This is a genomic window from Cohnella ginsengisoli (genome assembly GCF_029525555.1).
In the GTDB taxonomy this organism is placed as follows: Bacteria; Bacillota; Bacilli; order Paenibacillales; family Paenibacillaceae; genus Cohnella; species Cohnella ginsengisoli.
Genome location: NZ_JAPDHZ010000003.1, coordinates 1953011 through 1971817, shown reverse-complemented (window position 1 = coordinate 1971817; position 18807 = coordinate 1953011). Strand labels below are relative to the sequence as shown.

Annotated in this window: 16 protein-coding genes and 3 pseudogenes; 13 read left to right on the top strand and 6 right to left on the bottom strand. The window is 61.4% G+C overall.

Annotated elements, in window-relative coordinates; all coding sequences use genetic code 11:
* Positions 1–5: 5 nt before the first annotated feature.
* Both serS and OMP38_RS20195 read left to right on the top strand, forming a co-directional pair.
* On the top strand, positions 6–1406 hold the full coding sequence (gene serS / locus OMP38_RS20200; protein WP_277566681.1) for a serine--tRNA ligase: 1401 nt from the start codon (positions 6–8) through the stop codon (positions 1404–1406).
* Positions 1407–1435: 29 nt separating this feature from the next.
* Positions 1436–1681, top strand: a pseudogene (locus tag OMP38_RS20195) (His/Gly/Thr/Pro-type tRNA ligase C-terminal domain-containing protein); the annotation flags it as partial.
* Positions 1682–1738: 57 nt separating this feature from the next.
* On the opposite strand, the gene OMP38_RS20190 reads toward OMP38_RS20195, so the two are convergent.
* The gene (locus tag OMP38_RS20190) at positions 1739–2335 is read right to left on the bottom strand and encodes a TetR/AcrR family transcriptional regulator (RefSeq protein ID WP_277566680.1); all 597 of its coding nucleotides are present in this window, start codon (positions 2333–2335) and stop codon (positions 1739–1741) included.
* An 88-nt stretch (positions 2336–2423) separates the two neighbouring features.
* On the opposite strand from OMP38_RS20190, the pseudogene OMP38_RS20185 reads away from it, so the two are divergent.
* The 3 genes and pseudogenes from OMP38_RS20185 to OMP38_RS20175 all read left to right on the top strand — a co-directional run bounded on the left by OMP38_RS20185 (position 2424) and on the right by OMP38_RS20175 (position 4824).
* Positions 2424–2964: pseudogene (locus OMP38_RS20185) on the top strand (hypothetical protein).
* 148 nt (positions 2965–3112) lie between these two features.
* Positions 3113–4207 carry a glycosyltransferase gene (locus OMP38_RS20180; RefSeq protein ID WP_277566679.1) on the top strand — a complete coding sequence of 365 codons (1095 nt, stop codon included), beginning with the start codon at positions 3113–3115 and terminating at the stop codon, positions 4205–4207.
* Positions 4204–4824 carry a glycerol-3-phosphate acyltransferase gene (locus OMP38_RS20175; protein WP_277566678.1) on the top strand — a complete coding sequence of 207 codons (621 nt, stop codon included), beginning with the start codon at positions 4204–4206 and terminating at the stop codon, positions 4822–4824. Before OMP38_RS20180 ends, OMP38_RS20175 begins: the two co-directional genes overlap by 4 nt.
* 250 nt (positions 4825–5074) lie before the next feature.
* Here OMP38_RS20175 and OMP38_RS20170 read toward each other — a convergent pair whose 3' ends face one another.
* Positions 5075–6337, bottom strand: coding sequence for an MFS transporter (locus OMP38_RS20170; RefSeq protein WP_277566677.1), 1263 nt, complete (start codon positions 6335–6337; stop codon positions 5075–5077).
* 150 nt (positions 6338–6487) lie between these two features.
* Between OMP38_RS20170 and OMP38_RS20165 the strand changes: the two genes are divergently transcribed.
* Positions 6488–6625: a hypothetical protein gene (locus OMP38_RS20165; RefSeq protein ID WP_277566676.1), complete on the top strand. Its 138-nt coding sequence runs from the start codon at positions 6488–6490 to the stop codon at positions 6623–6625.
* Here OMP38_RS20165 and OMP38_RS20160 read toward each other — a convergent pair.
* A complete protein-coding gene (locus OMP38_RS20160; RefSeq protein WP_277566675.1) occupies positions 6613–7749 on the bottom strand; it encodes a lipocalin family protein in 1137 nt (378 codons plus the stop codon). The two genes, OMP38_RS20165 and OMP38_RS20160, sit on opposite strands and share 13 nt — an antisense overlap.
* 208 nt (positions 7750–7957) lie before the next feature.
* On the opposite strand from OMP38_RS20160, the gene OMP38_RS20155 reads away from it, so the two are divergent.
* The 7 genes and pseudogenes from OMP38_RS20155 to OMP38_RS20125 all read left to right on the top strand — a co-directional run bounded on the left by OMP38_RS20155 (position 7958) and on the right by OMP38_RS20125 (position 16500).
* Positions 7958–8782, top strand: a complete 825-nt coding sequence (locus OMP38_RS20155; RefSeq protein WP_277566674.1) for a hypothetical protein — start codon at positions 7958–7960, stop codon at positions 8780–8782.
* 138 nt (positions 8783–8920) lie between these two features.
* Positions 8921–9800 (top strand): annotated as a pseudogene (locus OMP38_RS20150) (AraC family transcriptional regulator).
* A gap of 402 nt (positions 9801–10202) precedes the next feature.
* A complete protein-coding gene (locus OMP38_RS20145) occupies positions 10203–11579 on the top strand; it encodes an extracellular solute-binding protein (RefSeq protein WP_420869683.1) in 1377 nt (458 codons plus the stop codon).
* A gap of 88 nt (positions 11580–11667) precedes the next feature.
* On the top strand, positions 11668–12561 hold the full coding sequence (locus OMP38_RS20140) for a carbohydrate ABC transporter permease (protein ID WP_277566673.1): 894 nt from the start codon (positions 11668–11670) through the stop codon (positions 12559–12561).
* 33 nt (positions 12562–12594) lie between these two features.
* The gene (locus tag OMP38_RS20135) at positions 12595–13476 is read left to right on the top strand and encodes a carbohydrate ABC transporter permease (RefSeq protein WP_277566672.1); all 882 of its coding nucleotides are present in this window, start codon (positions 12595–12597) and stop codon (positions 13474–13476) included.
* A gap of 9 nt (positions 13477–13485) precedes the next feature.
* Positions 13486–15294, top strand: a complete 1809-nt coding sequence (locus OMP38_RS20130) for a sensor histidine kinase (protein WP_277566671.1) — start codon at positions 13486–13488, stop codon at positions 15292–15294.
* Positions 15295–15312: 18 nt separating this feature from the next.
* The gene (locus tag OMP38_RS20125) at positions 15313–16500 is read left to right on the top strand and encodes a helix-turn-helix domain-containing protein (protein WP_338130552.1); all 1188 of its coding nucleotides are present in this window, start codon (positions 15313–15315) and stop codon (positions 16498–16500) included.
* 44 nt (positions 16501–16544) lie between these two features.
* On the opposite strand, the gene OMP38_RS20120 is transcribed toward OMP38_RS20125, so the two are convergent.
* Genes OMP38_RS20120 through OMP38_RS36085 form a run of 3 tightly spaced genes read right to left on the bottom strand, consistent with a single transcriptional unit; the run spans position 16545 to position 18716 of the window.
* A complete protein-coding gene (locus tag OMP38_RS20120; protein WP_277566670.1) occupies positions 16545–17345 on the bottom strand; it encodes a phosphatase PAP2 family protein in 801 nt (266 codons plus the stop codon).
* Positions 17338–18342, bottom strand: coding sequence for a diacylglycerol/lipid kinase family protein (locus OMP38_RS20115; protein WP_277566669.1), 1005 nt, complete (start codon positions 18340–18342; stop codon positions 17338–17340). The genes OMP38_RS20120 and OMP38_RS20115 overlap by 8 nt, the downstream gene beginning before the upstream one ends.
* Positions 18343–18356: 14 nt before the next feature.
* The gene (locus OMP38_RS36085; protein WP_420869682.1) at positions 18357–18716 is read right to left on the bottom strand and encodes a phosphatase PAP2 family protein; all 360 of its coding nucleotides are present in this window, start codon (positions 18714–18716) and stop codon (positions 18357–18359) included.
* Positions 18717–18807 lie beyond the last annotated feature (91 nt).

Here is an 18807-nt window from a genome sequence, read left to right as displayed (position 1 = left end):
CAAGCATGCTGGATATGACCTATATTCGCGAACATGCGGAGCTGCTGCAGCATACGGCGGACCGCAAAGGAATCGCGGTGTCGATTCGCGAGCTGCTGAAGCTGGACGCGTCGCGCAGGTCGCTGCTGCAGGAGGTCGAGGGGCTGCGGGCCGAGCGCAACAGGCAGAGCGAGGCAATCGCCGCGCTCGTCAAGTCGCAGCGGGCGCCGAGCGGGGCTAACGTTAGAAACGCCGGGGAACGGGGCGCGAGACTCGGCAATGCGGCGTTGCCTGGCGAAGCCTCGGGCGCCGCCGCATACGAAGCGCTGGTCGGCGAAGCAAAAGGAAAGGTGCGGGAGGCAAACGCGAAGCTCGAGGCGCTCGAGGCGCGGTTAACGGAAGTCTCGGCCGCGTGGCGATCGCTGCTCGAGCTCGTGCCGAATCCGGTATCGGCGGACACGCCGGACGGGCGATCGGACGCGGACAATGTCGAGCTGCGCCGGGTCGGAGAGATTCCCGCGTTCGCGTTCGAACCGCTGGATCATGTTCGGCTTGGCGAGCGGCTCGGCCTGCTCGATCTGGGGCGCGGGGTGAAGCTCGGAGGCACGCGGAGCTACGTGCTGAAGGGCATCGGCAGCCGCCTGCATCGGGCGGTGCAGCAGCTGGCGATGGACGTGATGGAGCGGCGGGGCTTCACGCCGCTCGAGCTGCCGGCCGTGATGCGCGGCGAGGCGTTCGAAAATACCGGCTTTTTCCCGGCGGGAAAGGACCAGACCTACGCGCTTGCCGAAGGCGACAAGTATCTGATCGGTACGTCGGAGGTCGGCCTGGTATCGTATTACGCGGGCGAGACGGTGAACCTGGAGGAACCGATCCGCCTTGCGGCAGCGACGCCATGCTTTCGAAGCGAGGTCGGCTCGGCAGGGCGAGACGTACACGGGCTGTATCGGGTGCATCAGTTCGCCAAGGTCGAGCAGGTCGTGGTATGTCGCGGCGAAGCCGCGGAGTCGGACGCGATGCTGGCGGAGATCACGGCCAACGCCGAGGAAATATTGCGGCTGCTCGAGCTGCCGTACCGCGTCGTGGCGGTCTGCATCGGCGACATGTCGCAGAAGACGCACAAGCAGTACGACATCGAGACGTGGATGCCGAGCCGCGGCGCTTACGGGGAGACGCACTCGTCGTCGAACGTGCTGGACTTTCAGGCGCGACGGGCGGGGATTCGCTACCGCGACGCGGACGGGACGCTGCGCTACGCGCACACCCTTAACAATACGGCGGTCGCCACGCCGCGCATCCTGATCCCGCTGCTGGAGAACCACCAGCGGGAGGATGGCTCGGTCTACGTGCCGTTGGCGCTGCGGCCCTACATGGGCGGCGCGGCGGAAATTCGGACGGAGCATGCCGAGGCGCGGGGCGGGGGTTAAGGTCGAACCTCGCCGAGACGCAGAGATCGCTCGCGGAAGAACTATACCGGACGCTGCAAGCAAGCGGCGTCGATCCCCTGCTCGACGACCGGGACGAGCGCATGGGCGTCAAGCTCAAGGATGCGGGTCTATTCGGCATACCGCTTCGCATCGTCGTCGGCAAGCGCGCGGCGGAGGGGATCGTCGAGCATTCGGAACGCTCGCGCCCGGAAGCCGAAGCGGTTTCCGCAGCGGATGCTGCGGGACGCTGCAAGCAGCGAGTGGCGACGACGTAGCGATAGACCAAAGAGAGCGGCGGTTCGCGGTAAGCCGCTCAGCTCCGTTCCGTCACGCTATTCGGCCTTGAACAGCCCGTCCAGATGTGCGGATACGATTCGCATCAGCCCGGCGGGGTCCAGATGCTCGGCGTAGATCGTATGATGGACGACGAGTCCGTCGACGAGCGCGTGCAGCAGGCGGGCCTCGAGCTCCGGATCGATGCCGGGCCGGGCGAGTCCCCGCTCGCACAGGGCGACGATCATGCGCTTGAAACCTTCATACAGCGCCTTGTGAGCCTCTTCGCTGAGCGCGCGGATCGCGGGATCGGACACCGCCTTGCCCGCGAACGCCAGCCAGACTTCGGCTTCCGCCAGGCGCTCTTCGTCCAGCGGCACGAGCTGCGCGACGATCGTCTCCATGTCCGCTCGCAGCTCTCCCGAGAGCGGAAGCCTTTCGATTCGCGCGCCGACCCGCTCGATCAGCAGGCGCATCGCGTAGGCGAGCAAATCGTGCTGCGCGTCGAAGTAATGCCGCAGCGCGCCGAGCGTCAGGCCTGCCTCCTCCGCGACTCTTCGCACGGATGCGCCGTCGATGCCCTCGCGCCGGACGAGGCGCCAGACGGCTTCGGCGATATGCTGTTTTCGTTTCTCATGGTCGACGATTTTTGGCATGTCCTTATTATAATACGATTGTATTATTAAAAGAAGCTGATATACTGGTCTTATTTAATACGATTGTATGGTAAAAGGAGAGGTTGAAATGCTCGGCGTCATCATCGGCTGCGAAGTCGCGTTCTGGGTGCTTATTCTGGCGGGGCTTGCTTGCCGTTACCTTTTGAAATGGAAAAAGACGGGCTCCGCCCTGCTCCTGCTGACACCGGTCGTCGATATCGTCCTGCTCGCGGTGACGGTCGCGCACTTGAGACAGGGCGCCGAAGCGACGTTCGCGCACGGACTCTCCGCGGTGTATATCGGCGTCTCGATCGCGTTCGGCCACGCGATGGTCCGGTGGGCGGACGAACGCTTCGCCCATCGGTTCGCCGGGGGGGGCGGCGCCGGCGCCCAAGGCGCGATTCGGACGCGAGCATGCGCGGCAGGAACGCCTCGGCTGGTTCAAGCATCTGCTGGCTTGGGCGATCGGCTGTCTCTGCCTGGCCGGCATGATCTACCTCGTCGACGATGCGAACGGCACGGAGCAGCTCGTCCGGGTCATCCGGCTCTGGTCCGTCGTGCTGGGCATCGACTTTTTGATCAGCTTCAGTTACACGATTTCTCCCAAAAAAGAAAAGCGTCCGTCTTGATCCGGTCTCGCCTCCATTCCACGCTGACCTTGACTATGGCTTCAACCTCCCGGATGGCCGGATCCCGATCATCTTTTCCCTCGCCAGCTAATAAGATGAGATAACGGCGCATGGGCCGAATCATCGGGCGAGGGGCGGGGGGAGCGGCATGTGGATCTGGCTGGCGTTTATGGTTCCGGCGTGCGCCGCGGGCTTTGTCCTTTTCCGAAGGAATACGATCCCGCAATCAGCTTCGCGGTCTTCTGAGACATCCCGACTGTCGGTCGTCATTCCGGCAAGGAACGAGGAGGAGAACCTGCCGCACCTGCTCTCGTCGCTTCGCGCGCAGCGTTATCGGCCGTATGAGATCATCGTCGTCGACGACGGATCCGCGGACCGGACAGGCCCGATCGCCAGAGAATTCGGTGCGACGCTCGTCGAAGGCTTGCCGCTGCCGGAAGGCTGGACGGGAAAGAACTGGGCGGTGTGGAACGGCTATTTGCGGGCGACGGGAGACTTGATCGCGTTTTTGGACGCGGACGTGCGGCTCGCGCCCGACGCGCTCGGCGCGCTGGTCGAAGCGAGGTCTCGCACGAACGGCGTCGTATCCGTCGTTCCTTACCACTACACGGAAAAGTTGTACGAACGGCTGGCACTGGTCCCGAACCTGCTCGGCCTATTCGCGTTTACGTCGCCGTTCGAGCGGGCCAACGCGCAGAAGGGGCTGTACGGCTCCTGCATCCTGACGTCGCGCGCCGACTACGAGCTTGCGAAAGGCCATGAGGGCGTCAAAGGCGAGCTCCTGGACGATTTGACGCTCGGGGCGCGGTTCGCCGAGGCCGGCGTGCCGGTCACGAATTTTATCGGTCGCGGCTTGGTGACGTTTCGCATGTATCCGGGCGGCATTCGCAGCGAAGTCGAGGGCTTCGGCAAAGGCGCGGTGCAGAGCACGGGCAAGCTCGCCAAGCCGACGGTGCTGCTGATCGCCTTATGGCTGGTCGGTTTGATTGGCGCCGAGGCCGCGCCATTCGTCCTCCATACGGCCGTGGCGCCCGCATGGGCGGCCGGCTATTTGCTGTATACGCTGCAGATCTATTATTTTTCCCGCCATACCGGGCGCTTCGGGCTTTGGCTGCCGGCGCTTCATCCGATCAGCACCGCGTTTTTCCTGTACATCATGCTTTACTCGTCGTATCGCGTGCTGATCGTCGGACATGTGCCTTGGAAAGGGAGAAAAATCCGCGTGAGGGGCGATTCGAAGTGACGTTCCTCCTCTGGTCGGCGGCGCTGTTCCTGTGCGGCTCGCTCATGTTCTCCTACTGGCTGGGCCTTGCGGCGCGCAGCAACCTTCGCGAGATCGGCGACGGCAATCCGGGTGCCCTGAATCTGTGGCGGGCGGCCGGCTTCGCATATGGCATCGCAGGAATCGCGCTCGACTTTGCCAAAGGCTTGGCTCCTGTAGCTATCATGCTCGCTTCCGGACGCATGTCGGGCTATGCCGCTGCCGCGTCTGCCTTGATGCCCGTACTTGGTCATGCCTTCTCCCCGTTCCTTCGGGGAAGAGGCGGCAAAGCGATCGCGACCACGTTCGGCGTCTGGTGCGCGCTCTCGTTCGAGAGCGCGCTCGCTTATGCGGTCATCCTCGCGGCGCTGCTCTTTGGCGGCCGCCTGACGCGAGGCCCAAAGAAGGCGTCCGCCGAAGCGGACGCCTTCCAGGTCGTGCTGGGGATGCTGCTGCTGTTCGTCTACGCGCTCGCACGCGCCTTCCCTGCGCCGATCGCGGCACTCGCGCTCGCGAACGGGCTGCTGCTTGCCTTTACGCATCGGCGCGAGCTGCGGCGATTGGCCGCGCGCAAGGGAGAGGATCGCATGCATCGCTAGCGAGCGACAGCCGCTAAAGTCGTAGACTGACAGCCAGCATTTAGCGAGCTGGAACGATAGCGCAGCTTTTCATTCGCGGCTTCTCCACATGGACTACAAACAATGCTTCGGATGTTATTAAGTCTGGGCTAAGACTTTGTTTCAAGTCTTAGTCCACCGCTGTTTCATTTAGTCAGCATAGAACTTATTTTTCGGCGTCGGAAGATTTTCAATCTTCATACACGCCGATAAATCTTACGACGCAAACGCCTTAGGCGCTCGTCTGCGCCATGCCCTCGGCGGCGTGCACCGGCGGGCGCTGTCTGACGATCGCCAGCATCGCGAACGTGCCGATCAGGAACAGGGCGCCGGCCGCCGAGAAGATGACCTCGAGCGGAAAGGACTTCTTGAGCGCGCCCGCCGCGGACATCGAGATGACCATCATGCCGGTGAACATCGGGCTCAGCACGCCGTTGACGCGTCCGATGATCGTCGGCTTGGACCACTTGAGGATCATCGTGCTGATGCCGATGTGGATGCAAGGGAAGACGAGCCCGTTAATGAACTGGACGACCAGCGTGAGCGGCACGCTCGTGGAATAGCCGACGATCACGGTGCAGACCGCGCCGAAGAACATGCCTGTAGCAAGCAGCGCCTGCGGCGGCACCTTCTGGGCGAACGCGGCGACGAGTCCGCCGCCGATGAGCATCGCGCCGCCGCTGACCATGAGCATGTACTGGAGGAAGTCCTCCGGCTTGCCGAGCCGTTCGATGACGACGAACAGGTTGAGCGCCTGGGCGGTGCCGACGGCGAGGCCCGCCAGCAGGAAGGCCAGTCCGAGCATGCGAAGCACGGGGCTCTGCCAGACGTAGCTGAATCCTTCGACGAATTCCCGGCGGAAATGGCTCTGCGCGGCATTGCGCTCCTGCGGCAGGTCGGCGGGCAGCCGGACGAGCACGGCCGCGGACAGCAGGAATGCGACGCCCATGACCGCGATCGACGTCTCCAGTCCGAAGCGGCTGTAGGCGAACGTGCCGAGCATCGGGCCAAGCACCATGAAGATGGCCATCAGGGACTGGAAGATAGCCATGCCCTGCTGCATCTGGGCTTCCGGCACGTGCTGCTTGAACAGGCGCATGCCGGAGGGCTGGGAGAACTGCGACAGGATGGCGGATATAAAGGTCACGAGGTAGACGGCATGCCAGGTGCCGAAGTGGATGCTGAGCAGCACGACGAATACGGACACGGCGGACAGCAGGTCGCACCATACCATCGTGCGCTTCGGCTTCCAGCGGTCGGCGAAGGTGCCGCCGATGAACGAAAAGACGAAGATCGGGGCGAACTCGGCGACGCTGATGAGCGAGATGGCGTAGGGGTCGTTGTCCGTCTTGGCCGCGACGTACAGCAGGATCGCGAAGTTGCGGACCCAGATGCCGATTTGCAGCAGGACGTTGGACAGCAGGATGGTTTGCAGGAAGCGGCTCGACAGCAGGCTGGGCGGCTTTCCCGTTGCGACAGGGGATGCCGAATTCATAGGTTCATACACTCCTTAATATTGGCGGCGTTCATAGCGATGCGGTCGGTTTTCACAAAGTAAACGCTTTTCCGGCTCGCTTTGTTGCTCGATTCTACCATAGCATACGAATGTTGCGAATATTTCTTTTGGATTGCTCTTTTTTTTGCTTTGGATCGCACGGTAGGGGAGATCGCGAATTCGTCCAAGCCCGTATCGGCGGGCATGGACGAATTCAGCAGAGCCTTGGCGCCTATCGCGGAAGTCGCCGGGCAGCTGTCGGACGCGGCGAACAACTACGGCCAGTGACGGAAAGGCGCCGGCGCAATCCGTGCGGACTGCGGATAGCCGACCAGCTCCATGAAGCCGTAGCCCGCGATCCGCGCCGGCGCCCCGTCGCCGTCCCGTCCGTCGCCTTCGAAGGAGACGACGCCTTCCCAGATCGCCCGCAGCGGTCCGAGCACGGGCATCTCCTGCCGGTCCATGAGCGGCGCGACGCGAAGCGCCATCCCGTAGTCGGGCAGCGATATCGTCCAGGCTACGGGATAGTCGGCGCCCGTCTCTTCGCTTCGCCAATGCCTTAAGGGGCGAAGAACGACACGGTCCGACGGCGCCGTCGAGCCGTCCCGCCCGATGAGCCTGGCCTCGGTGCGAGCTTCAGCGCCGTTTGCCATGCCCGAACCGGCCGGCCGCAGCCGGCTGACGAGCAGCTCGCGGCCGTCGTCGAGTTGCAGCCCGAACCAGTCCCAGCCCTCGCCCGTCAGCAGCCCGTAGCTGCGCCCCCATTGATGATCGAACCAGCCTTCGCCGCGCAGCGTCTCCGCGCGTCCTTCTTCGTACAGCTCTCCGTACACGCGGCTGCGCGTCTGGGAGTAATAGCGCAAGCCGTTAAGCCCGCCCGACTCGTCGATGACGGATACGGGCTTGTTCGGCGCGAACTTCAAGCGAAGCCGAGCGGTGTCGGCGCTCAGCGTCAGTTCGAAGCCGGCCTCGGCGTCATTCGCGAACGTCATCCGGTTCTGGCCGTAGGCGAGCCTGGTCGGACGGGCTTTGGCGGACGAAGACGGCATATAGCGATGCGGCTCGGGCAGGGCGCTCGCGAGCAGCCGGCTGTAGATGTCCCACGTATGTCCGTCGGTCGGATGCGCCAGCAAATAAGCGGGCAAGTAGACGCCGGCCATCTGGAGCGCGAGCGACCGGTCGAGCTCCGAATGACTTTCGAACCGCGCCCTGTCCAAGCGGGCGAGCGAGTGGATGATATAATGTCCTTTGGGGGCCGCCCATTCCCCGACGCGGAAAAAGGAAGCCATGACGGCGTAGCGCCCGCCCCTGCTCCCGGTCAGCAAGGCGTAGCAGTACCACCACTCCACGTTGGACAAAGGATGGGCGCCCGCATCCTCGGGCAAGGCGATGAGGCCGGAGCGGCTGATCATGGATCGCACCCGCTTTGCTTTTTAACCAAAGTATGTGGGCGCTTGGGCCGGGGTGAATAGCGTCGCGGTGGCAGATGCGGCTTCGCGCGGGGAATACGGGCGGTGGTATTCTTTCGGCGGTACGATTTATAATCAAGCTATAGCGCTATACTTGGATACAGGATATGAGTCCGGTCCGGGATTATTCATGGATAAAAGGCGGGATAAGATGGTTTACGCGTTTGTCATTGAGCCGGCGAGTTATATTGCGTTCGCGGACGAAGCGGAGCAGCTCGACAAGCTGAAGGAATGGGACCTGGTCTCCGAGAAGGCGACCAAGGCCAAGACGTTCTACTACAAGGGCAACGGACTGAAGGAAGCCTGCGGCATCGTCGGCTACGTCGATCATATGACCGCCGTCATCGAGCTCCCGAACAAGCAGAAGCACTGCATTCACCCCTCTTATTTGAAGGAAATGCAGGCGGCGAACTTTGGCCAGCGCTATGCGAGCGCCGCGGATACGGAGGATGCGGGAGGCGAGCGCGAGGAGACGGCCGCGGAGACTGCATCCGAGACGGCCCCCGTCGCGGCGAGCCCGGCATCGGCGTCTCCCCCGGGCGTAGAGGCGCCGGCAGAGGACGATCGTTCGGCGGCGGACGCGTTCGCTTCGTTCGTCGCATCGGGGGATGCGTCTCCTGCGTCTCCTGCTGCCACCAGGGCGCTGCCCAAGGCGAAGGCCGGTGCGGCGCGGTCGAAGAAGGTGCAGCTTCCCGAGGAAAAGGTCAAGCTGACGGCGACCGTCAAGGAGTTCACGACGGTGCCCAACCACTTCGCGGACAACGACGACGAGGTCATCATCTATGAGGCGGTCACAATCGCCGGCACGGAGACGGAGCTGGGCGAGGCATGGTCGAGCCACAGCGCCACGCTGAAGAAGCTTGAGCTCGAGGCGGGGGACAAGCTCACGTTCGAGGCCAAGGTCGTCGCCAAAAAGCTTGCGAAGCATCCGATTCCTTACAAAATCAACAATCCGGCCAAGATCGCGAAGGTATAACCGGCCGTATTCTGGAGGCTCCTGTAATCCGGCGCTCTTTCCTGCGTTGCATCGTCATCCGTCCGAACCTGCACCGGAAAAGTCGGACCTCTCCGTGTCGGTCTTGCTAATCTTGAAGGCGAAGGGAGGTCGTTCCGCATGAACGGACTTGACCGGTTGAACGAGGGGCTGGCGTATCTGGAGGCGCATCTCGCGGACGAGGAAGCGCCCGATATCGGCGAAGCCGCGCGGCGGGCTTGCTGCGGCGAGCATCATTTTCGCCGCATGTTCGCTTCGCTCGCGGGCGTGACGCTGACGGAGTACGTGAGGCGCAGACGCCTGACCTTGGCGGCGTTCGAGCTGATCGGCAGCGAAGCGAGAATCCTCGATATCGCGGTGAAGTACGGCTACGGCACGGCGGATTCGTTCGCCCGCGCCTTTCAGGCGATGCACGGCTTGGCGCCCTCCGAGGCGCGCCGGCTCGGCCGGCCGCTCAAAGCCTATCCGCGGATGACCTTCCGATTGACGATCGAGGGAGGCGACGAGATGAAGTATCGGTTGGTTGAAAAAGAGGCGTTTCGCATCGTCGGTATCATGAAGCGGGTGCCCCTGATCTATGAGGGCGTCAACCCGCACATCGCGGAGCTTTGGGGCCGTCTGACGGGGGGAATTGATCGCGGAGCTGAAGGGGCTGTCCGACGTCGAGCCGGCCGGATTGATCAGCGCTTCGGCGAACTTTTCGGAGGGAAGGAAAGACGGCGGCGAGGTCGACCAGTACATCGGTGCCGCGACGACGCGGGAATGCCCGGCGCACCTGAACGCGCTGGAGGTCGCCGCTTCGGAGTGGGCCGTATTCGAGGCGGTCGGCGCTTTCCCGTCCGCGCTGCAATCCGTCTGGGGGCGGATTTACGCCGAGTGGTTTCCGTCTTCGAGCTACGAGCTGGCGCCAGGTCCCGAGCTGCTGTGGAACGAGGGCCAGGACACGAGCAAGCCGGACTACCGGAGCGAGATCTGGATCCCGGTGCGAAGAAGACAATAAGGCGATGGTTAAGGAATCTCCCGAACCGCGGATAGCGGGGAGGGAGATTTTTTGTGCTGCGCTGCGATGATGTGCAAGCGAGGAAAGCAACGTTACTGGAATCGCGCCCGGAAACAAGCGAGAAAAGCGAGCTTACAGCGGTGTGCGGGCGAAAAGCGGGTGCTGCAAGCGCGAAAAGCACCGTTACTTAAAAGACGACCAGCTACAACCGCAGAAATTGCGATTACTGCGACGCGCGAAGTCCGATGTTTCGCAAACCATTATCAATCCATTTTGAAGCCATATTAAGAAAACAAACATCGACTCCTAAGTATACGCATTGTATGCGATTACACCTCCGAGCATAATGAGGCTATACCAAGTCAAGGGGGGATTCGAACATGATTACGACCGGCAAAAAAGGTGGCTGGCACCGCGATGGCGGGCTTCCTCGCCGTCAGCTTGGCAGCCTGCGGCTCTTCCAATAATGGGAACAACGGCGGCGACGCGGCGGCTTCCCCATCGGCTTCGGCCTCTACGCCGGCCTCGGCTTCGGCCAGCGCGCCCGCCTCCTCCAGCGCCGCCAGCGGCGAAAAAGTAACGATTACGTTCCAGAACATTTATCCGGACCCGACCGATCCGAAGTACAACATGCTGCACAAGATCGTGAAGCAGTACGAGACCGACCACCCGAACGTCCATATCGAGCTCGACTCGCTGAACACCGACCAGCAGAAGCAGAAGCTGAAGACGCAAGCCGCCTCCAACGAGGTGCCGGACATCACGATCGTCAACCCGTCCGCGCAGATGAAGCCTTACGTCGACGCCGGCCTGTTCGCGCCCCTCAACGAGATGGTCGAGAAGAACGGCCTGAAGGACTCGTTCCAATCCGGGATCCTGGACTACTACACCTTCGACGGCAACCTGTACGCGCTGCCCGACGGCAACAACATCGCGCTGCTCTACTATAATAAGGCGCTGTTCAAGCAAGCCGGCATCGACGCGCCGCCGACGACGTTCGAGGATCTCGTCGCCGACGTGAAGAAGCTGAAGGAAAAAGGCATCCAGCCGATGGCCATCGGCGAGAAGGACACCTGGACGGGCTCGTTCCTGTTCATGAACGTGCTGCTCCGCACGAACGGCGGTCCGGGCTTCCTGCAGGACATCGTCGACGGCAAGAAGACGTTCGAAGACCCGGCGTTCACGAGCGCGGTCGACGCGTTCGAGCAGCTCGTGCAAGCCGGCGCATTCCAGGAAGGCGCGACGAGCTTCGACTACAACGCCGGCGAGAACCTGTTCAAGACGGGCAAGGCCGCCATGTACTTCATGGGCAGCTGGGCGACCGGCGGCATCGAGGTATCCGACGCGAACAAAGACGGCAACGTCGGCGTGTTCAAGTTCCCGACGGTCGGCGGCAAGGGCGATCCGAACCAGTTCATGCTGGCGCCGGGCAGCGCGTTCGCGGTATCCAAGAACAGCAAGCACCTGCCGGAGACGCTCGACTTCCTGAACTACTTCATGCTGAACTATCCGAAGGAAGCGTTCGCGGTCAAGGGCGCCGTCGGGGTCGCGCAAAAGGTGGACGGCGACTTCAAGGCGGCAGGCTACTCCGACATGGCGATGGAAGTGCTCGCGATGTTCAAGGACGTCAAGGGCGGCGACATCTCCTTCGACAACACGATGAATCCGGCCACGTCTCAGGCGCATCTGTCCAGCATCCAGAACCTGTTCGTCTCCAAGAAGGATGCCGCGGCGGTCGCCAAGGAGCACCAGCAAGCTTACGAAGACAACAAAGAATAATCGGCGCTGACGATCGCGGTACGGAGGGGGACGCCTGGCGCCTCCCTCCGTCTCCGTATCGCCCATGCCGCCGAAGGAGGCGCCCGCCTTGAATGTGCTGAAGGTATCCCGCTGGACGATCGCGGCGTTCGTGCTGCCCTGTCTGCTGCTGTACGTCGGCCTCGTATTCGCGCCGATCATCGTATCCTTTTACAACGCCACCCTGAATTGGAACGGCATCGGCGTCGCTAAGCACGTCGGCCTCGACAATTTCCGCCGCATGTTCACGAACGACTCGGTATTCTGGCCGTCCGTCAGGCGGACGTTCATGCTGGCCGGCTTCTCCATGCTGGTGCAGCTGCCGCTCGCTTTGTTCGTCGCCATCCTGATCAGCCGCTTTGTCCGCAAGCCTAACTTTCTCGTATCGAGCTACTTTATGCCCGTCATTCTGTCCGTCGCCGTGATCGGGCAGCTGTGGAAGACCATCTACAACCCTGCGTCGCAGGGAGGCATGATCAATCAGATCCTCATCAAGCTCGGACTCGGTTCCTGGACGCATGCCTGGCTGTCGGAGCCGAAGGTGGCGATCTACGCCATCATCGTCATCGGGCTGTGGCAGTATCTGGGCTATCACATCCTCATTCAGTTCACCGGGATACAGAACATTCCGGCCGATATCTACGAAGCCGCCAAGATCGACGGCGCCGAGGGCTTCAAGGCCGACCGATATATTACCCTGCCGATGATCGTGCCGATCTTCAAGATCTCCGTCGTGCTCTCGTTCATCGGATCGCTACAGTCGTTCGACCTCATCATGGTCACGACGGCCGGCGGACCCGCGCATGCGACGGACGTTCTCGCCAGCCATATGTACAATATCTCGATTCTGTCGCAAAAGTACGGCTACGGCAGCGCCATCGCCTGCTTTCTCGTGGTCGTGTGCCTGGCCGCTACGGTCGTCATCAATCTCCTCTTCAACCGCATCGAAAAGCGTTACAACTAGTGCGGCGATCCTACGAAAGGGGGCGCTAACCCCATGAGCCAATCCGCCAGCATCGCCGTCCGGGAGCCGACCGTGCAAGTCCGTCGGCGTGGGTTCTCCCTTAAAAAGACGATCGTATTCGGCTTCTTCGGCGTCCTGCTCGTCACGCAGCTCTATCCGCTGCTGTGGCTGCTCATCTACTCGGTCAAGACCAACGAGGAGATCTTGTCGGGCAGCTTCTTCGCCCTCCCGGCTTCCCTGCAATGGAGCAACTATTCGAACGCGCTCGCCGGCGGCCGTTACTGGCACTACCTGCTGAACAGCGTGATCGTCACCTCCGTCACGATGGTCTGCGTCATCCTGCTCGCGTCGCTGGCCGCGTTCGCGATCACGCGCTTCCGCTGGAAATACGGCAACGTCGTCATGCTGATTTTCCTGATGGGCCTGATGATTCCGCTGCAGAGCACGCTGCTGCCGCTCATGCTCATTTTCAAAAACATTCACGTCCTGAATACCCGCTGGGCGATGATCCTGCCGTATATCGCGTTCCAGATTCCGATCGCCGTCTTCATCATGAGCGGCTTCCTGCGCACGATTCCGCACGAGATCGAGGAGTCGGCCATCATGGACGGGGCGAACGTGTTCCGCATTTTCCGCAGCATCATCCTGCCCGTGTCGGTGCCGCCGATCATGACCGTATGCATCCTGACGTTCATCAACGTGTGGAACGAGTACATTCTCGCCGCCACGTTCATCTCCAAGGAAGCGCTCAAGACGCTGCCGTTCGGCGTATACAGCTTCGTCAGCCAGTATTCGGTCAACTACGGGGCGATCGGCGCCTTCCTCGTGCTCGGAGCGCTGCCCGTCATCCTCGTCTACTTCCTGCTGGCCGAGAAAATCACGAAGGGCATGGTAGCTGGCGCAGTTAAAGGTTAAGATGTGGGGATGAGACGATTCCAATCCATCCACGGCCGCCTGTTCCTGATCTTCCTGTTCAGCATGCTCGGACTCCTGCTCGTCGTCAGCCTCGTCTACTACCAACGGGCGACCGAGCAGATCAGGGGCAGGGTCGGCGTGATCGCGGAAAAAAACATATCGCAGACGGTCGGCCTGTTCGAGCTCATGCTCAAAGGCTACGACAGCGTCACCAAGTCGCTCAACAGCAACAACGAGCTGATGCAGCTGCTGCAGCAGAAGACGCCCGCGGGCTCTCCGGAAGTCAGCTCGGTCAACCGGGAACGGCAGATAACGGACATCCTCGGCGCTATCTTCTATTCGCGCAGCGATATCGTCGGCATCCACGTCATCTCGAGCCAGGGCAAGGTATACAGCTTCGATCGCTCGGTCGGCTCTTCGACGCGGGATTACAATTCCACCGACTGGTATACCGAGCTGCAAAAGTCCAAAGGGGACATGCGCTGGCTCGGCGTCTTCCCGCAGGCGCCCATGAGCGGCGGGATCGACAGCCCGGTGTTCGCGTTCGGCCGCCAGCTGTTCGAGCTCAGCACGATGAAGTCGGTCGGCTACGTGCTGATCGAGACGGAGGAGGATCCGATTCTCTCCGCGCTGTCCAACGCCAGCATCGGGCCGGGCAGCAGCGTCGTCATCCGCGACTCGGCCGGGAACGTGATCGTCCGGACGAGGCCCGAGGTGGATGGGGACGGGGAAGCGTTGCCCGCCGATTGGCCGGGCACGCTGAAAAAGGGCGAGGTCGCCGTCCGCGACCGCCAGGACGCGCTGCTGACCGCGGCCCGGATCGGCACTGCGGACTGGACGGTCGTCGGCGTGACGCCGAAGCGCGACCTGAAGCTGGAGCTGAAGCAGACGCAGCGCTTCCTGCTCACGGTCGTCATCCTGCTCGTCGTCGCCGCGACGGCGCTCGCGACGCTCGTGTCGCGCTCGTTTTCCTCGCCGTTCAAGCGGCTGATTCAGCAAATGAAGCAGGTCGAGCTAGGGAACTTTCAGGGGCGGGTCCGCGTCCATTCCTATCAGGAGCTTAACGTGCTCGTCGGCTCGTTCAACCGAATGGTCCAGCAGATGGACAACTTGATCGAGCGGGAAAAGCTGTTGTCGATCAGCGAGAAAAACGCCCAGCTGCAGGCGCTGCAGTCCCAGGTCAATCCGCACTTTTTGTTCAATACGCTCGACATGATCTACTGGATGCTCGACGAGCGGGAGAACGACAGGCTTGGCCGCCTGATTCTGGCGCTATCCCGGATATTCAGATACAGCAGCGACTGGGAAGAAGCCTCGCGCGCGCCGCTCCGGCTTGAGCTCGAGCAGCTGCGCCACTATCTCACCATTATCGAGACCCGGCTGGGCGGCCGCGTGAATACGGAGATCGAAGTCGAAGAGCGCTGGCTTGGCGCTCAAGTGCCGAAGATGATCCTGCAGCCGATCGTGGAGAATGCCGTGAAGTACGGGCTCGAGCCGCTAAGTCGCGAAGGCGCGCTCCGGATCCGCTCCGAGGAGACGGAGGACGCGCTCGTCATCGTCGTCGAAGACAACGGCGTCGGCATGGACGAGGAGGCGCTGCTCCGCATTCGGCAGTCGCTGGAGGAGGCGGCGGCCGTGGCGCCGGGCCGGCAGGAGGATCCCGCGGGACGCCGGGGTATCGGGCTCGCGAACGTGCATCGCCGCATTGCATTGATGTACGGGGAAGGGTTCGGACTTCGGATCGAGAGCGAACGCGAGCGCGGCACGAAGATTACGGTTTCGTTTCCGAAACCTACAGAAGAGGGGGATTCCCGATGAATATTCTCGTCGTCGACGATGAGGAGATCATCCGCAGCGGCATCGAGCGGACGATCTCCCGCGGGTTCCCCCGAGCATCGCGTCCTGCTCGCCGGGAATCCGGAGGAAGCCGTGGAAGCGCTGCGGACGAGGCACGTCGATCTGGTGCTAACCGACGTACTGATGCCGGGCATGACGGGGCTCGAGCTGATGGCGTTCTCACGTCGGATGCAGCCGCAGGTCAAATGGGTGGTCATCTCGGCGCACTCCGAGTTCGCGTACGCGCAGGAGGCCGTGCGGCTCGGCGCCAGGGATTATATGCTCAAGCCGATCGGCAAGGAATCGCTCGTCGGACTGATCGAAGAGCTCGCGCGCGAGATCGCGGAAGAGAGCGAGCGCAACAAGGAAGCCGACCTGATGAAGCGCAATCTGCGGTTCCTCCGGGAAGGCGTATTCGCGCGATGGGCGTCAGGGCTCGACCTGGGCGGCATTGACGTCGCGCCGTTTACGGAGAGCCACCCGTACTTCAATCTGCTCATGGTACGTCTGGATAGCGACGCGGACACGAAGCTGGAGCACTTCATCGTGGAAAACGTGCTGACCGAACTTATGGATGCCGCCGGCAAAGGGTTCGTCGCGAGCATCGACGCGCACAGTCTGCTCGGGCTCGTGACGCTCCGGGAGGAGGCGGGGCTCGGCCTGCTGGTCGACAAGCTCCGCACGCATCTGAAGCGGTATTTGAAGACGCCGTTCCAGGTGCTGCACTCGGGGCGCATCGACGATCTGGCGGCCGTGCCCGGCGAGGTGCGCCGTATGCGGAGCGCGTCGGCCGCGCAGGTGTACGATCATTACGCGAGCGGCGGGGAAAAGGCAATCGAGGTGGCGGTGCAGTACATCCACGCGCACTTCGGCGCCGAGATTAATCTGGAGAAAGTGGCGTCGATCGTTTACCTGAACCCGGTGTACTTCAGCCAGCTGTTCAAGCAGAAGACAGGGACGGGCTTCAAAGAGTACGTCACCAACCTGCGAATCTCGCGCGCGATGGAGCTGCTGGGCGGATCGGAGCTGAAGATCGGGGACATCGCGGAGCGGGTCGGCTACCCCGACGTGCGTCACTTCTCGCAAGTATTCCGCAAGAAGGCGGGCTGCACGCCGTCGGAGTACCGGCAGGAAGGTATGGAGGCGGAGAGTCGCGATCCGCGGGATGCGGAGGGGCGGGACGTATAGGAGACAAACGGGCGGAACGCGAAAAGTGAGTGACAAGAAAGCCGTTAAGCATGAGTCTGTCCGGGCTGCGCAGAGTTACGCGCCACTGGCTGGCGTACGAAGAATCGGGGTTTGCCCCAGCGATAAAGTTGGATGAGGATGAACAACTCGATGATGCCGATCAGGTAGGCACCCAACACATCGCTTGCCCAGTGAGCGCCTAAGTATATGCGCGAGGGACCGACCAGCAGTACGGAGCCGCCGGATAGAATCAGCAGCAGCGTGCGTTTCCAGGACGGCTTAAGCAGGACATACGTCAGAAAGAACATAAACCCGAAGAAGCCCGTATAGAACATGACATGACCGCTTGGAAAACTGTAGCTTTGGAACATGCCGTTCACATGCACAAGGTCGGCAGCAGGCCGCGGACGGTGTATGACTACCTTCAGAATCAGGTTGGATACTTCAACGAACACGGCCGTAATCACCGAGGCAAGCGCCTCCCAGTGCAAGCCGAGGAGGAATAACATCAATACGAGCAGCAGCGGAACAATGGCCGCCTGAGGGGCATTGCCCGCCCAGCTGACGATACGCCACAGCGCTTCAATCAGCGGAGGATTCCATGATTGTACAGCATGTGTGATCGATAGATCGACCGGGAAATAAGCAGACTTCCGGACCAGCCAGGTCAATATGCCGAAGGCGATCACGAGCACCGCGATTCCAATCTGAAAGGCCACAGCCCGATGCCGCCGCTCATGCGGATGCGCTGCTTCGGCCTGAACCGTCTGCTGCGCTTTTTTTTGCGCGACGCCGGCTGGTTTCTTATCGCTCGCCGCAGCTCCTTGTTCCATTAATCTATTCATTCTGATTCAACTCCTTCAATCCTTCTTCCTCCTTAACCTCCATGACATAAGGAGAAACCGGGGCAGGCATATCCTCTTTGATTTCCTCCTGCGGCCTTTCCGTGGTGACCGCTAATTGCGGCGCATATACCCGCAGGGCGCCCGGGCAGACTTTGATCGTCGTCTTGCCTTTCCCGATAGGAATGCCGTCGGCCGCGACTTCGAGCTTGGGCTTCGTCTTGATCTTGACCTTGCGTGCCCGGAAGCGCTGAAGCTTTCCGTCCGGGATCAAGCCCTCTTTGGCGGTATTCTTGAAATACCGCAGCACCTCGGCTTTGTTGAATTCAGGATAGACCGAGATATCCAGGAGGCCGTCGCCCATCGAAGCGTCCGGCGCCATTAAATTTCTCGATGCGATCAGCGGCGAATTGGCGACGGTGACGAGCATCGATTCCACCTTGACCTTGCTGTCGTCGTCCAGCGTCATAACGACTTCAGGCTTGGGATCGAATTTCATAAACGTCGTAAAAGCGTCTTTAAGACCCGTTAATTTCCCTTTCGGCACTTTCTTCACCTTCGGATACATGGTCGCGGTCAGACCGATCGAGGTGCACATGACAAAATAGAATTTCTTGTGCTTCTTCGTCTTCACCCGTCCTAAATCCATCTTGCGCGCGCGGCCGGAGACGATAAGCGCACAGGCTTCTTCAGGATCCTCGGGGATTCCCAGACTTCCGGCGATATCGTTCATCGTGCCTCCGACAAGGATGCCAAGTCGGGTCTTCGAGCCGACCAGTCCGCGGATGACCTCAACGATCGTTCCGTCTCCTCCCATGGCGATTACCGTTTTGTATCCGTCCTTTACTGCTTTCTTGGCAATCTTGCAGGCCTTTTTCTTGGGAGCCGCATAAACGACATCCACCTCGATATTCTCATTCTTCAGGTACCGGACTGCCTTCTCCACCCGTTCGGGTGTTTTCTCGGCATCGCCGGAGCCTGGATTAACGATCAGTTTCACGCGTTTCGGCTTTTTTAGACATGTTTGTTTTCCCCCTTCTTAAATAGCAGCTCGATGACTGTAAATACCAGTGCCGTCCAAGCAAAGCCCATGGCCAGCCCGCCGGCGACGTCCGTCAGATAATGGGACCCCATGAAGAATCGGCTGAATCCGATATAGACCATTAGCAGCAGGGCGATGATGATCACCATGCCCCTCCACAGGCGGGAGGCGATTCTCGGGAGCAGCAAGTACGCCAATAACCCAAAGCCGATGACGCCGCTCATCGTATGGCCGCTCGGGAAGCTCGGATAGGGGATCGTCCCCCCCGATCGGATTGTCCAGCACGGGCCGATCGCGATGGAAGACGTTCGCCAGCCCGATCCAGAGCGCACCTTGACCGCCGCAGCCGATTGCGATCATCAGGAATTCTTTCCAGAACCGTTTATAGAGGAAATACAGTCCCATCAGCACGACAACGCCGAT

Excerpts from the sequence above, each read along its gene's own strand:
- OMP38_RS20155 (WP_277566674.1), top strand. The coding sequence starts at position 7,958 with ATGGTTTACGCGTTTGTCATTGAGCCGGCGAGTTATATTGCGTTCGCG.
- OMP38_RS20160 (WP_277566675.1), bottom strand. The coding sequence starts at position 7,749 with ATGATCAGCCGCTCCGGCCTCATCGCCTTGCCCGAGGATGCGGGCGCC.
- OMP38_RS20180 (WP_277566679.1), top strand. The coding sequence starts at position 3,113 with ATGTGGATCTGGCTGGCGTTTATGGTTCCGGCGTGCGCCGCGGGCTTT.
- OMP38_RS20135 (WP_277566672.1), top strand. The coding sequence starts at position 12,595 with ATGAGCCAATCCGCCAGCATCGCCGTCCGGGAGCCGACCGTGCAAGTC.
- serS (WP_277566681.1), top strand. The coding sequence starts at position 6 with ATGCTGGATATGACCTATATTCGCGAACATGCGGAGCTGCTGCAGCAT.
- OMP38_RS20125 (WP_338130552.1), top strand. The coding sequence starts at position 15,313 with ATGAGGAGATCATCCGCAGCGGCATCGAGCGGACGATCTCCCGCGGGT.
- OMP38_RS20170 (WP_277566677.1), bottom strand. The coding sequence starts at position 6,337 with ATGAATTCGGCATCCCCTGTCGCAACGGGAAAGCCGCCCAGCCTGCTG.
- OMP38_RS20120 (WP_277566670.1), bottom strand. The coding sequence starts at position 17,345 with ATGAATAGATTAATGGAACAAGGAGCTGCGGCGAGCGATAAGAAACCA.
- OMP38_RS20130 (WP_277566671.1), top strand. The coding sequence starts at position 13,486 with ATGAGACGATTCCAATCCATCCACGGCCGCCTGTTCCTGATCTTCCTG.
- OMP38_RS20190 (WP_277566680.1), bottom strand. The coding sequence starts at position 2,335 with ATGCCAAAAATCGTCGACCATGAGAAACGAAAACAGCATATCGCCGAA.